General features: G+C 66.3%; 11 protein-coding genes. 10 read left to right on the forward strand and 1 reads right to left on the reverse strand.

What is annotated here, in order from left to right:
- Positions 1-48: 48 nt before the first annotated feature.
- Entirely contained in the window at positions 49-2,529 is a 2,481-nt protein-coding gene (locus EYW47_RS21160; protein ID WP_133196781.1) for a GcvT family protein, read from the reverse strand.
- A 72-nt stretch (positions 2,530-2,601) separates the two neighbouring features.
- Between EYW47_RS21160 and EYW47_RS40960 the strand changes: the two genes are divergently transcribed.
- The 10 genes from EYW47_RS40960 (at position 2,602) to EYW47_RS21205 (ending at position 13,967) form a co-directional block, all read left to right on the forward strand.
- The gene (locus EYW47_RS40960) at positions 2,602-2,763 is read left to right on the forward strand and encodes a hypothetical protein (protein ID WP_165976635.1); all 162 of its coding nucleotides are present in this window, start codon (positions 2,602-2,604) and stop codon (positions 2,761-2,763) included.
- 167 nt (positions 2,764-2,930) lie between these two features.
- Positions 2,931-3,752 carry a DeoR/GlpR family DNA-binding transcription regulator gene (locus tag EYW47_RS21165; protein ID WP_165976636.1) on the forward strand — a complete coding sequence of 274 codons (822 nt, stop codon included), beginning with the start codon at positions 2,931-2,933 and terminating at the stop codon, positions 3,750-3,752.
- 280 nt (positions 3,753-4,032) lie between these two features.
- On the forward strand, positions 4,033-5,208 hold the full coding sequence (locus tag EYW47_RS21170) for a 2-aminoethylphosphonate--pyruvate transaminase (protein WP_133196782.1): 1,176 nt from the start codon (positions 4,033-4,035) through the stop codon (positions 5,206-5,208).
- A gap of 11 nt (positions 5,209-5,219) precedes the next feature.
- Entirely contained in the window at positions 5,220-6,482 is a 1,263-nt protein-coding gene (gene phnA / locus EYW47_RS21175) for a phosphonoacetate hydrolase (RefSeq protein WP_133196783.1), read from the forward strand.
- A gap of 203 nt (positions 6,483-6,685) precedes the next feature.
- A complete protein-coding gene (gene phnY, locus EYW47_RS21180; RefSeq protein ID WP_133196784.1) occupies positions 6,686-8,134 on the forward strand; it encodes a phosphonoacetaldehyde dehydrogenase in 1,449 nt (482 codons plus the stop codon).
- A gap of 197 nt (positions 8,135-8,331) precedes the next feature.
- Positions 8,332-9,363 carry a 2-aminoethylphosphonate ABC transporter substrate-binding protein gene (locus tag EYW47_RS21185; RefSeq protein WP_133196785.1) on the forward strand — a complete coding sequence of 344 codons (1,032 nt, stop codon included), beginning with the start codon at positions 8,332-8,334 and terminating at the stop codon, positions 9,361-9,363.
- Positions 9,364-9,374: 11 nt separating this feature from the next.
- Complete coding sequence (locus tag EYW47_RS21190) at positions 9,375-10,529, forward strand: ABC transporter ATP-binding protein (protein ID WP_133196786.1); 1,155 nt, start codon at positions 9,375-9,377, stop codon at positions 10,527-10,529.
- Positions 10,522-11,415, forward strand: a complete 894-nt coding sequence (locus EYW47_RS21195) for a 2-aminoethylphosphonate ABC transporter permease subunit (protein ID WP_133196787.1) — start codon at positions 10,522-10,524, stop codon at positions 11,413-11,415. Before EYW47_RS21190 ends, EYW47_RS21195 begins: the two co-directional genes overlap by 8 nt.
- On the forward strand, positions 11,399-12,196 hold the full coding sequence (locus EYW47_RS21200; RefSeq protein ID WP_133196788.1) for an ABC transporter permease subunit: 798 nt from the start codon (positions 11,399-11,401) through the stop codon (positions 12,194-12,196). The genes EYW47_RS21195 and EYW47_RS21200 overlap by 17 nt, the downstream gene beginning before the upstream one ends.
- 97 nt (positions 12,197-12,293) lie before the next feature.
- The gene (locus EYW47_RS21205; RefSeq protein WP_133196789.1) at positions 12,294-13,967 is read left to right on the forward strand and encodes a Na/Pi cotransporter family protein; all 1,674 of its coding nucleotides are present in this window, start codon (positions 12,294-12,296) and stop codon (positions 13,965-13,967) included.
- Positions 13,968-14,502 lie beyond the last annotated feature (535 nt).

Consider the following 14,502-nt stretch of genomic DNA (forward strand, 5'->3'; position numbering starts at 1 on the left):
CGGGCCCGCCGCACGCCTGCATCGACCGTGCCCGCAGTGCGCTACGACTCAGCCTTTCACGCGCAGCGCGCGCGGATCGTACGGCGCGCTCAGATGCACGGTTGCCGCGATCTGCTCGCCAGCCACGTCGATCGTATAGCGTCCGCCAGCGAGCCAGGCAGCGTCCACTGCGCCGTCCGTGCGCGACAGAAAGCCCATCGCCACCGGGCAGCCGAGCGTATGGCCGAAAGCCGCCGACGTGACCGAGCCCACCGGCTCGCCGTCGCGCAGAATCGCCTCGCCGCCCCACAGCATGCACTCGCTCGCGCCAACGGCTGTGAGCACGACGAGCCGGCGCTGCAACGGCTGGTTACGCAAACGCAGGAGCGCTTCGCGGCCGCGGAAAGGAATGTCTTTGTCGAGCTTGCACGCGAAGGCGAGACCGGCCTCGAAGGGGTTGCAGTCGGGCGAAAGCTCGCGGCCCCATGCGCGGTAGCCTTTTTCGATCCGCAGCGAATCGATCGCGTAGTAGCCGGCATTGACGAGTCCGAACGCCTTGCCCGCTGCGTGCAGGGTCTCGTAGACGCCAACCGCGAACTCGACGGGCACGTACAGCTCCCAGCCCAGCTCGCCCACATAGGTGAGCCGCGTCGCGCGCACCGTCGCGTAGCCGATGTCGACCTCGCGGCTTTGACCGAACGGGAAAGCCTCGGGGCCCCAGTCGGCCTTCGACACGCTTTGCAGCAGCGCGCGCGACTGCGGCCCCATCACGGCGAGCACGGCGTACTGGCTCGTCACGTCCACGAGCACGCAATGGCGATCGGCAGGAATCGCCTTCTCCAGATAGTCGAGATCGCGCGTCGCCTGGGCTGAGCCGGTCACCACGAGGTACTGATCGTCGGCGAGGCGCGTGAGCGTGAGATCCGACTCGTAAGTGCCGCGCTCGTTTAGCAACCCTGAATAGATGGTGGAGCCCACCGGCACCGCGACGTCGTTCGCGACGATCCCCTGCAGCACCGCTTCGGCATCGCGCCCTTTCACGAGCAGCTTCGCAAACGAGGTCATGTCGAAGAGCGCGACGCCCTCGCGGCAGGCGCGGTGCTCCGCGCCGCTCCACGGCAGCCAGTTCTGCTGGCCGAACGCATAGTCGATGCGCGCCTCGTCGGGGCTCGGCGCGAAGAAGTTCGCGCGCTCCCAGCCCATCTTGCTGCCGAAGCACGCGCCGTCCGCCGCGAGCGGCGCATAGAGCGGCGAGCGGCGGAACGGGCGCGCGGTGTCGAGCTCGCGGTTCGGCCAGGGCATCGCATAGTGCAGCCCGAGCGTTTCCTTCACGCGGTCGTGCAGCCACGTGTCGTTGCCGTTGAAGCGCGCGAAGCGGCGGATGTCGACGGGCCACAGGTCCATGGTCGGCTCGCCGGCCACGATCCACTCGGCGAGCGCCATGCCCGCCCCGCCCGCCGAGGCGATGCCCATCGAGTTGAAGCCCGCCCCCACGAAAAAGCGCCGCAACTCGGGCGCCTCGCCCACGATGAAGTTGTTGTCCGGCGTGAACGATTCCGGCCCGTTATAGAACTGGCGGATCTGCGCGGTTTCGAGCGCGGGCACGCGCTGCAGCGCGTTTTCCATCAGGATTTCGAACTGATCCCAGTCGTCGGGGAGCAACTGGAACTCGAAATTCTCCGGGATTCCGTTCATGCCCCACGGCTTCGCATTGGGCTCGAAGCCCCCCATCACGAGGCCGCCCACTTCCTCCTTGAAGTAGATGAAGCCGTCCGGATCGCGCATGACCGGCAGATCGGGATGCACGCCGGCAATGCGCTCGGTCACGATGTAGTAATGCTCAGCCGAATGCAGCGGCACGGTCACGCCGCACATGCGGCCGACCGCCTTTGCCCATTGCCCCGCGCAGTTGACGACGATCTCCGCATGCAGCGTGCCCTCCTCGCCGTCCTTGTTGCGCCACGACACGCCAGTGGCGGCGCGCCCCGCTGGCGTCTGGGCGGTGTGGACCGCAGTGATGCGCGTGTTCTCGACAATGCGCGCGCCGCGCTGCCGGGCCCCGCGCGCGAGCGACTGCGTGAGGTCGGTCGGATTCGCCTTGCCGTCGCCTGGCAGCCAGACCGCGCCGAGCAGGTCGTCGGTGCGCATCACGGGCCACAGCTCGCCGGCCTCGCGCGGCCCGATCACGTCGCAGACCACACCGTAGGCCCGCGCGGAGGCCGCCGTGCGCTTGAGCTGCGTCATTCGCTCTTTCGTGCGCGCCACCGAGAGCGACCCGCACTGCTTCCAGCCCGTGGCCAGCCCCGTCTCGGCTTCTAGCTCGGCGTACAGCGCCGTCGAGTAGCGGATCAGCTGGGTCATGCTCTGCTGGGAGCGCAGCTGGCCGACGAGGCCCGCGGCGTGCCACGTGGTGCCGCACGAGAGCGTGCCTTGCTCGAGCAGGACGACGTCGCGCCAGCCGAGCTTGGTCAGGTGATACGCAACGGAACAACCGACGATACCGCCGCCGACGATGACGACTTTGGCATGCGTGGGAACTGGAGTGGACATGGGGATGGGCCTCGATGCGAAAGGAAATGACGTGGCGAGGAATTCTGGCAGTGAATTTTGACAAGCCAAAGAATGCAACATAAAACAACAAAAAACAACATCGAAACCGCGTATCCCGTCTATCCGGGTGGTGTCATGACCACGCTCCGCTGCGCGGCAGCGTCGGCCCGCGGTGTGCTGCTTGCTCCCGATGTGGCGGATTTCACGGCTTTCCACCCCTGTCATTTGGCGTAAGCCGCCAGGCGGAATCGAAGTTCGCGGCATTTTGTGGTATTTTGTGGCTTAACACGTGCTGGCACCAGGAACGGCGTGCCGCGCCACACCTGGCCGGCCGCACCTCGCCGACCCCGCCTGGGCGGCCCCACCTAGGCGGCCCCGAGCTTTTCCCGAGAACCGACACCATGGCCGATAACCACTCAGTCCCGCCCGTTGCGCCGGCCGCACTGCTGAACCGGCGTCTCGCCGTCGGCCGCATCGATTACATCCTGCAAAGCCTCGACGCGAGCGGCTCGGTGAGCGTCGCGGACATGTCGGCCACGCTCGGGGTCTCGCGCGAAACGATCCGGCGCGACCTGAAGACCCTGGCCGAGCAGGGCCGCCTCTCCCTCGTGCATGGCGGCGCCGCGAAGCGGCCGCAAGACGAGCCGTCGCTCGCCACGCGCGAGGCGGCCAACGCCATGGGCAAGGCGGCGATCGGCGCGGCAGCCGCACGGCTCGTAGCCAACGGCATGGTCGTGCTGATCGACTCGGGCTCGACCACGCTCGGTCTCGCGGCCTCGCTCGCGAACCACAGCGACCTCACGGTCATCACCAACAGCCTGCCGATCGCGCTGCTGCTATGCCGCTCGCCGGGCGTGAAGGTCATCATGCTCGGTGGCGACATCGAGCCCAACGACGAGGCGGCATTCGGCGTCGAGACCATGGCGGCGCTCGCGCATTTCCGCTGCGACCTCGTGTTTCTCGGCGTGGGCGGCATCTCGCCCGAAGGCGAATTCACCGACTATTCGCGTCTGGCCGCCGAGCAGCGGCACCTCATGATGAAAGCGGGTAAAGAGGTCTACGTGCTTGCGGACCACAGCAAGTTCGAGCAAGGCACGCCGGTGCGGATCGCCCCGGTGCCGCACATCGCCGGGCTGATCGTCGATGCGCCGCCGCCCGCGCGCATGGCCCGCGTGTTCGCGCAGAACCAGTGGAGCGTGATCGTCGCCAGCGGCCAAAGCTGACGCGCCTTCGCATATCGCAATCCCTCGCGGCGGCCGGCGCCGCCTGCCTCTTCTCCCCCGCATCGATTCCCGCTTTTCTCTGCGCTCCCAACACGGCGAGCGTGCCGCACAGGCACGCCGCCGCTGGCCGTTTGCGCTCGAAGCGCCGCCTTCGGCGTATCGGTATATCTCCTGGGTATGTGGCAATTTATGGCGTATTGACTGTTTTTGTTGCAAGTCGTAAAGTGGGTTTAACAATGCAGTGACGTAGTGTCAGAACCGACCTTCACGGAGACACCTCATGACGGCTTCTTCCACGTCTTGCCCGCCCGCCACCTCTGAAACCGGCGATCCGCTTCTGCTCACCCCTGGCCCGCTCACCACCTCGCGCACCGTCAAGGCCGCGATGGTTCACGACTGGGGATCGCGCGACGCGAACTTCATCGAAATCAACCGCTCGGTGCTCACGCGCCTGGCCAGCATCGCCAACGGCGCCGGCGACTGGGTGACCGTGCCGATGCAAGGCTCAGGCACCTTCGCCGTGGAGGCGATGCTCACCACCTTCGTGCCCGCGAACGGCGAGGTGCTGGTGCTGATCAACGGCGCCTACGGCAAGCGCGCAAAGCGCATTCTCGAGATTGCCGGGCGCAAGACCGTGGTCCATGAAACGCCCGAGGACACGCCGCCGGATCTCGCGCAAGTCGAAGCCCTGCTCGCGAGCAAGCCGTCGATCACGCATGTGTTCACGATTCATTGCGAGACCACCTCGGGCATCCTGAACCCCATCGCGCAGATCGGCGCGCTTGCGCACAAGTACGGCAAGGGCTATCTCGTCGATTCGATGAGCGCGTTCGGCGCGCTGCCGCTCGATGTGCAGACCATGCATATCGATGCGGTCGCGGCGTCGTCCAACAAGTGCATCGAGGGCGTGCCGGGCCTCGGCTTCGTGATCTGCCGGCGCGAGGCGCTCTCGCGCACCCAGGGCAACGCCACCACGCTCGTGCTCGACCTGCACGAGCAGTGGACCAACATGGAGAAAACGAGCCAATACCGCTTCACGCCGCCCACGCACGTGATCGTGGCGTTCCACCAGGCGCTCAATGAGTTCGACGCCGAAGGCGGCGTGGCCGGGCGCGGCGCGCGCTACCGCAATAACTGCCGGATCCTGCTCGAAGGCATGCGCGCACTCGGCTTCAAGCCGCTGCTGCCCGACGCCCTGCAGGCACCCATCATCGTCACATTCCACATGCCCGAGGACCCGCGCTTCGTCTTCCCGCAGTTCTACGAAAGCCTCAAGGCGCGCGGCTATGTGATCTACCCGGGCAAGCTCACGGTGGCGGATTCGTTCCGCATCGGCTGCATCGGCCGCATCGGCGAGAAGGAGATGCGTGCGGCGCTTGCCGCGATCGGCGAGGTGCTGGAAGAAATGGGTGCGGCCGGCGTAGGTGTCACCGGTCCGGTCGCCAAAACCGCTTGAGAGGAAATGCAATGAGTACGCTGAACGACAACGCACTGGCCGTGAATGGCCGCGAATACCGCTTCCCGACCGCGCCCGTCGTGGTGATCTGCCTCGACGGCTCGGAGCCCGCCTATATCGAAGAGGCCGTCAAGGCCGGGCGCGCCCCGAATCTCGCGAGGCTGCTGCGCACGGGCACGAGCCGCATCGCCCAATGCGTGATTCCGAGCTTCACGAACCCGAACAATCTGTCCATCCTCACGGGCCGCCCGCCCAAGGTGCACGGCATTGCGGGCAACTACTTCTACGACCGCGCGAGCGGCGAAGAAGTGATGATGAACGACGCACGCTTCCTGCGCGCCCCCACGATCTTCGAGACCTTCCACGCGGCCGGCGCGAAGGTGGCGGTCGTGACCGCCAAGGACAAGCTGCGCACGCTGCTCGGCAAGGGGCTCGATTTTGCGAGCGGCCGCGCGATCGCCTTCTCCGCGGAAAAGGCCGACCAGGCGACGCGCGCGGGCAATGGCATCGGCGAGGTGCTCGCCTTCGTCGGCAAGCCGCTGCCCGACGTCTACTCGGCCGATCTCTCCGAGTTCGTGTTTGCGGCGGGGGTGAAGCTGCTCGACACCTTCCGTCCCGACCTGATGTATCTCTCGACGACCGACTACGTGCAGCACAAGGCCGCGCCCGGCTCGCCGAAGGCCAACGACTTCTACGCGATGTTCGACCGCTACGTGGGCCAGCTCGACGAGGCCGGCTGCGTGCTCGCGATCACCGCCGACCACGGCATGAACGACAAGCACCGCGCGAACGGCGAGCCCGACGTGCTCTATCTCCAGGACCTGTTCGACGAGTGGGTCGGCCAAGGCCAGGCGCGCGTGATCCTGCCGATCACCGACCCGTACGTCGCGCACCACGGCGCACTTGGCTCGTTCGCCACCGTCTATTTGCCCGAAGGCGCGGATGAAGCGGCACTGCTCGAGCGCCTGCGCAAGATCGAAGGCGTGGAGCTGGCGCTCGAAAGCGCGGCGGCATGCGAGCGCTTCGAGCTGCCGCCCGACCGCGTCGGCGACCTCGTCGTGATCGGCACGCGCCATAAGGTGCTGGGCACGAGCGCCGCGCGCCACGACTTCTCGGGCCTCACCGAGCCGCTGCGCTCGCATGGCGGGCTCTCGGAGCAGGACGTGCCACTGCTCGTCAACCGCAAGATCGACTGGCCGCAAGCCCGCGCGCTGCGCAACTTCGACATCTTCGACGTCGCGCTGAACTGCGTGGTGCAGACCGCCATCGCTTAACGGACTCAAGCACTGCAGGCGCTGCAAGCGCCGAACGCGCTGCAAGCACTGCAGGCACCAAACGCACGACACGCACCACACGCACTACAGGAACCGAACGCACCGAACACATCCTGCGTGCCGCCGCCCGCCTTCGCGGACGGCGCGCCCAGGCCACAGCACAGTCACCGGGAAACTCACGCGATCCCGCAACGAGGTATGCGATGAATGTCATGACCAAACCCGCATTCAAGCAGGAGTCCATGCGCATCGCCGGCCGGCATGTCACGACCGACGAAGTGATCGAAGTCTTGAACCCGTACACGAACGAGGTGGTCGGCACCGTGCCCGCCGGCCGCCCCGAGCATGTGCAGGAAGCCTTTGCCAAAGCCCATGCCGTCAAGCCGTCTCTCACGCGCTTCGAGCGCCAGCGCATCCTGCAGACCACGGCAGAGGCGCTGCGCGACCGCAAGGAAGACTTCGCGCGCCTTATCACTGCGGAGTCGGGGCTGTGCTGGAAGGACTCGCTCTACGAGGCGAGCCGCGCCTACGACGTCTGGTCGTTCGCCGCGCAGCTCACCATCAAGGACGACGGCGAAGTCTATTCGTGCGACATCAGCCCGAACGGCAAGAACCGCAAGATCTTCACGACGCGCCTGCCGCTGCTCGGCGTGATCTCGGCCATCACGCCGTTCAATCACCCGCTGAACATGGTGAGCCACAAGCTCGCGCCGGCCATTGCCACCAACAACCGCGTCGTGCTCAAGCCCACCGAGCTCACGCCGCTCACCGCGCTCGCGCTCGCCGACGTGCTCTACGAAGCGGGCCTGCCGCCCGACATGCTGAGCGTGGTCACCGGCAATCCGCGCACCATGGGCGACTCCATGATCACGGACCCGCGCTGCGACCTCATCACCTTCACGGGCTCGGTGCGCGTGGGCAAGTACATCGCCCAAAACGCGGGCTACCGCCGCACGGTGCTGGAGCTCGGCGGCAACGACCCGCTCATCGTGATGGAGGACGCCGACCTCGAGCGCGCCGCCCAGCTCGCGGTCACGGGCGCGACCAAGAACTCGGGCCAGCGCTGCACGGCGGTCAAGCGCATCCTGGTGGTGGAGAGCGTGGCGGACGCCTTCGTTGAACGGGTGCTTGCGCACGCAAAGAAGCTCAAGTGCGGCGACCCGATGGACCCGAGCGTGGACGTGGGCACCGTGATCAACGAGGCCGCCGCGCAGCTCTTCGAGCGCCGCGTGGCCGACGCCGAGGCGCACGGCGCGCGCGTGCTGTATGGCGCACCGCGCCGTGGCGCCCTCTTCGCGCCCACGGTCGTCGATCACGTGCCCTACGACTGCGAGCTCGTGCGCGAAGAAACGTTTGGCCCGGTGATCCCGATCATCCGCGTGCCGGACAACCTCGAAGAGGTGATCCGCATCTCCAACTCGACGGCTTACGGCCTGTCTTCGGGCATCTGCACGAACCGGCTCGACTACATGACGCGCTTCGTCAAGGAGCTTGAAGTGGGCACCGTGAACGTCTGGGAAGTGCCGGGCTATCGCACGGAGATGTCGCCGTTCGGCGGCATCAAGGATTCGGGCAATGGGTACAAGGAGGGCATGGTCGAGGCAATGAAGAGCTACACCAACGTGAGGACGTGGTCGATGCCGTGGGAGTGAGGCATTCGCGGCTGTGCCTGGACGGGGTTCCATGCACGGCCGCGCAGTAACCCTGGCTGGTTTCAAATAATTCGAACAGGCAACATTGTCACGCCATTGTCACACGGCAGCACCTGCAGACAAGCGACGCACGCCGCCAGAAGCGCGGCCACAAGAGCTTTTTCCAGCATCCGAACCCAACGCAAGGAAGGATGGATATGAAGACTCCACTGATCGCCGCGGTGACCTGTGTTTTCGCCCTCGCAGCGGCCCCCGTCTACGCGCAATCCAACGTCGTGACCATCTATAGCGCGGACGGTCTTCACGACGGCTCGCCGAGCTGGTTCGGCAACGAGTTCGAGGCCTTCACGAAGGCAACGGGCATCAAGGTGCAATACATCGAGGCCGGTTCGAGCGGCGTGGTGGACCGCCTCGGCAAGGAGAAGTCGAACATTCAGGCGGACGTGCTCGTGACGCTCCCGCCGTTCATGCAGAAGGCGGCCGCCGATGGCCTGCTGCAAGCTTATACGCCGGCCGGCGCCGACAAGATCGATGCGCGCGACAAGGACCCGAAGGGCATGTACGTCGCGATGGTCGACAACTACCCGACCTTCATCTACAACTCGGCGGTGCTCAAGGCGCCGCCCAAGGCCTACGCGGACCTGCTCGCGCCGCAATACAAGCAGAAGGTGCAGTACTCCACGCCGGGCCAGGCGGGTGACGGCACCGCGCTCATGCTGCAAACGTTTCATGCCTTCGGCGGCAAAGACGGCGGCTTCGATTACCTGCGCAAGCTCCAGGTGAACAATCTCGGGCCGTCCGCCTCCACGGGCAAGCTCACGGCGCTCGTGAACAAGGGCGAGCTGTATGTCGCCAACGGCGACCTGCAGATGAACCTCTCGCAGATGCGCGAGAACCCGAACATTCAGGTGTTCTTCCCGGCCGGCCCCGATGGCAAGCGCACCACGTTCTCGCTGCCCTACTACGTCGGCCTCGTCAACGGCGCGCCGCATGCCGCGAACGGCAAGAAGCTGATCGACTTCCTGCTGAGCGCCGAAGCCCAGCAAGAGGTCAGCAAGACCGCCTACGGCATGCCGGTGCGCACCGACGTGCATCCCACCGACAACAACTTCAAGACGCTCAATGCGACGCTGCAAGGCGTCGACATCTGGGTGCCCGACTGGAATCAGGTCATGCGCGACCTGAAGTCCGACGTGGCGACGTACAACCACGCGATTTCGAGCAACTGAACGAGCAACTCATGGCCAATTCCCTCACCATGGAACGGGGGCCTCAGCAGCAGGCCTCCCCGGTGCCGGCCGCTCTCGCGCAAGGCGCGAGCGGTATCGGTTTCGAGAACGTATCGGTCGCGTACGGCGGGCAGACGATCCTCGACTCGCTCACACTCACCGTGAAGCCCGGCGAGATCGTCGCGCTGATCGGCCCTTCGGGCTCGGGCAAGACCACCGCGCTGCGGGCGGTCGCGGGCTTCGTGCAGCCGAGCGCGGGACGCATCGTGATCGGCAATAAGGATGTGACGCGCCTGCCGCCCTATGCGCGCAACATCGGCATGGTCGTGCAGAACTACGCGCTGTTCCCGCACATGCGCGTGGAGGACAACGTCGCGTTCGGGCTGCGCGCACGCGGCGAAAACGCCGATGTGATCCGCGCCCGCGTGCCCGAATGCCTCGGCCTCGTGGGCATGTCGAAGTATGCGAAGCGCTATCCGCGCGAGCTGTCGGGCGGCCAGCAGCAGCGCGTCGCGATTGCCCGCGCGCTCGCGATCCGCCCGCAGGTGCTGCTGCTCGACGAACCGCTCTCGGCACTCGATGCGCAGATCCGGCGCTCGATGCTCGACGAGCTCGCGAAGCTGCACCGCAGCCTGCCCTCGCTGACCGTGCTGTACGTGACGCACGACCAGACCGAGGCGCTCACGCTCGCGAACCACATCGGCATCATGCGCGACGGCAAGCTCGTCGCCTACGGCGACACCCAGGGGCTGTACCGGCATCCGCCGAACCGCTTCGCCGCCGAATTCCTCGGGCGCGCGAACGTGCTGCCGGCGCGCCAGCTCGAACCGCTCGCCGATGGTTTCGCGCGGGTGCGCTGCGGCGACTTCGTAGTCGAAGGGCGCAACCATCATGGTTTGACCGCCAGCAGCGAGTGCTATGTATGCGTGCGCCCGCACGACCTGCATTTCGAGCCGAGCCCGAAGAAGACCAACTGCGTGACGGGCATCGTGCGCAGCGTGCAGTGGCTGGGCGAATTGCACAGCATCGTGCTCGAAGTGGGCGACGAGACCCTGCGCCTCACGCGCGCGCCGATTTCGAGCCCGCCCGAACCGGGTGCCGTGCTGCCCGTGCATTTCGACGCTGCGGACGTCACGCTCGTCCCGGAGGTCGAAGGCCATGGCTGATATCGCTACCCCGGTGATGGCGCCGCCGGCGCGCGCCGGCCGCTCAGGTGCGCTCTCGCGCAACCTGTGGATCGCGCCGCCGCTCGTCGTGCTCGCGGCGATCTTCTTCTACCCGTTCGGCCTCATCGTGGCGCAGGCGCTCGGCGGCGATACGCACACGCTCACGCTCGAGAACTTCACGACGGTGCTGCATTCGCGGCAGTTCCTGAGCGGCCTGTATCACACGATCGCGATTGCCGTCTGCGCGTCGGCGGGCTGTCTCGTGCTCGGCTTCATATTCTCGCTCGTGATCGCGTTCGTGCCGTTTCCGGGGGCGCGTTTCGTAGGACGCCTGATCGACACGTTCATCGCGCTGCCGACGTTTCTTGTCGCGCTCGCGTTCACGTTCGTGTACGGATCGGCCGGACTCCTGAATCAATCGTTGATGGCGCTTTTCCACCTCAATCTGCCGCCCGTCGACTTCCTGTACACACAGTGGGGCGTCGTGCTCTCGGAGATCACGGTCTACACGCCATTCATCATGCGGCCCCTGCTCGCCTGCTTTTCGCAGATCGACAACGCGCAGATCGAAGTGGCGAGCAGCCTCGGCGCGAAGCCGCTGCGCATCATCCGGCAGATCATCCTGCCGGCCGCGCTGCCCGCCCTGCTCGCGGGCGGGAGCCTCTGCCTGCTGCTCACCGTGAACGAGTTCGGCATCGTGCTGTTCATCGGCGCGAAGGACGTGATCACCCTGCCGCTGCTCATCTACGGCAAGGCCATCCAGGAGTTCGACTACACCACCGCTTGCGTGATTGCCGTCATCAACATCGCACTGTCGCTCGGGCTCTATGCCTGCTACCGCACAGTCGTGTCACTTTTCGGAGGTCGCCGTGCTGCTCTGGGCTAAGTGGGCAAGAGTGTCGACGTGGAGCGCCACCGCGCTGCTGTTCTGCGCGATCTACGGTCTGCCGGTCGCGATGATCGCGCTCGCGAGCGTGAGCGGACAATGGAACGGCATCCTGCCGAGCCACTTCACGCTCGCGCACTACACGCGGGCGCTGCACGGCGATTCCGCCGACCTGCTGCGCGTGAGCGTGCTCACCGGCGCGCTCGCGAGCGGCGCGGCGCTCGTGAGCGGCACGTGGGCGGCGCTCGCGCTGCGGCGCATGAAGGGCATCCCCAAGCGCGTGCTCGACGTGATCTTCTTCGTGCCGAGCGCGGTGCCGTCGGTCTCGATCGGCCTCGGGCTCCTCGTGGCCTTCAGCCAGCCGCCGGTGCTGCTCAACGGCACGGCGACGATCGTGTTCCTCGCGCACTTCCTGCTGATCTCCGCGTTCACGTACGGCAACGTCTCGGCGGGGCTCTCGCGGGTCGCGCCCGAGTACGGCGAGGTGGCGGAGAGTCTTGGCGCACGGCCGTTCTACGAGCTCACGCGTGTGACGCTGCCGCTCGTCGCGCCTTACCTGCTGGCGTCGTTCAGCCTGAGCTTCGCGCTCTCGATGGGCGAGCTCGGCGCCACGCTGATGATCTATCCGCCGGGATGGGTGACGCTGCCCGTGGGCATCTTCGCGCTCTCCGACCGCGGTGCGATCTTCGATGCCTCGACGCTCACGATGGTCCTTGGCGCGGGCACGCTCTTCGTGCTGCTCGGGCTCTCGCGCATCTCGAACAAGGCGGCGGTGCGGTAATGGGCTGAAGATACTCGAGGCCGCAATTGCAGGAGGGCAATTGCGGCTGGAACACAGATTGCGCAGGCGAAAACAAACAACTCCAAGGAGGCGCCGAATGGTCCTGATCGTGCTTCATCTCGCGGGTGGCGTCGCGCTGCTCACCTGGGGCCTGCATATGGTCGAGTCGGGCTTGATGCGCGCGTTCGGCGCCTCGCTCAAGCGCTTCATGGCGAAGAGCCTCGGCAACCGCTTCAACGCGTTCTGCGCGGGGCTCGCCATTACCGGCGCGCTGCAGAGCAGCACGGCAACGGGCATGATCGCGTCGTCGTTCGCGGCCCGTGGGCTGATGCGGCCCGTCACGGGGCTCGCCGTGATGCTCGGCGCGAACGTGGGCTCGACGCTCATCGTCCAGGCCTTCTCGCTCGACTTGAGCTGGATCTCGCCCGCCTGCCTGCTGGTGGGCATGGCGCTGTTCGAGAAGGGCAAGGGCTCGCGCAACCGCGACATCGGCCGCGCCTCGATCGGCCTCGGCCTGATGCTGCTCGCGCTCACGCTGCTCGTCTCGACCGTGCAGCCCGCCGAATCCGCACCCGCGCTGCGCACGGTGCTTGGCGCACTGGCCGGCGAGCCCGTCCTCAACGCCGCGCTCGCGTGCCTGCTCACGTGGGCCGCGCATTCGAGCATTCCGGTCGTGCTGTTCGTGATGTCGCTCGCGAACATGCATTCGATCCCCATGGACAGCGCAATCGCCATGGTGCTGGGCGCGAACGTGGGCAGCGCGCTGAACCCGTATTTCGAAGCCGCTAAAGGCGACGACCGCAGCCGCCGCCGTCTGCCGGCCGGCAACCTGCTGCTGCGCGGCGGCGTGTGCATCCTGATGCTTGGCGCCTGCGCGCCGCTCGGGCAGTGGCTTGACGGCCTGCCCGGCGACGCAAGCCGCGCGATTGCCAACTTCCATACCGGCCTGAATGTGGCCATCGCGGTCGTGTTCATCGGCCTGCTCGACCCGGTGGCGCGGCTGCTCGAACGGCTGCTGCCCGCGCCTGGCACTGCCGACGATTCCGACGCGCCCCGCTACCTCGACGAAGGCGTGCTCGAGACGCCCTCACAGGCGCTCGCCTGCGCGGCGCGCGAAGTGATCCGCATGAGCGAGGTGGTGGAGGCGATGCTGCGCTCGAGCGTGCCGGTGCTGCTCGCCAACGACCGCCGCGCGGTGAGCGACCTCGCGAGCCGCGACGACACCGTGGACATGCTGCACGACGCGATCAAGCACTATGTCACGGAGATCACGCGCGAGCCGCTCGGCGAAGAAGACCGGCGCTGGGCCTCGGCGATCATGACGGCGGTGATCAACCTCGAGCATATCGGCGACATCATCGACAAGAACCTGCTGGAAATCGCGCAGAAAAAGATCAAGATGCAGTTGAGCTTTTCGCCCGAGGGGGCCGAGGAATTGCGCATGATGCATCGGTCGGTGACCGGCAGCTTCCACCGTGCCCAGGCACTGCTCGTTTCCGGGCGCACGCAGACCGCCGAGCAGCTTATCGCCGACAAGCAGGCGCTGCGGCGGCTCGAACGTGCAGCGCGCGACCGGCACCTCGATCGGTTGCGCGAGGGGCTGCCGGACAGCATTGCATCGAGCTCGTTGCATCTGGATGTGCTGCGCGACCTCGTAAGGATTCAGTCGCATATTTGTGCGCTTGCGTATCCGCTGCTGGAGCGGGAAAAAATCGAGACGATTGAAACGGTGCAGGCGCCGCTGACCGACGCGAATTGCCGGGGATCGTGAGCGTGATCTGGAGTGCTATTGAACGTGGAGCGCGGTCGTCCACGCCTGATTGAAGGTGGTTCTGAGCGGCGTTGGCATTTCCTTGTATTCGCGGCGGGCCGCAAGCGTTGCCCCTGTGCGGGGCGGCACCTACTTTTCTTTGCAGCCGCAAAGAAAAGTAGGCAAAAGAAAGCGGCTCAAACCGCCAGTGTGACGCAGTCCACCACTGCCCTGTAAATCGGAGCGGCTCCGGGGCATCCGTCTCCTCGCACATTCAGCCTTAGTGACAAGGGGCTCATCCTTCCCGCCACGCGCTACGCGCAGGCGGAAGGGTCTGCAAGAAAAACCGGACGTGCTGCCCGGCGAATGCGCGAGGGTACGGCCGAACGAATACACTGGAGTCCTACGAAAACGTGCACGTCCCACCGGTTTTAGTTATGCCCCACGGTGCGCGCAGCGCCGCCGGATGGATGAGTCCTTTGTCACTCCGGCGGAGGGCGAGTGGCGACAGACGCCCCGGAGCCACTCCGATTAAAGGTTAGTGGTCCACTGCGTC

The organism is Paraburkholderia silviterrae (assembly GCF_004353915.1).
Taxonomy (GTDB): Bacteria; Pseudomonadota; Gammaproteobacteria; order Burkholderiales; family Burkholderiaceae; genus Paraburkholderia; species Paraburkholderia silviterrae.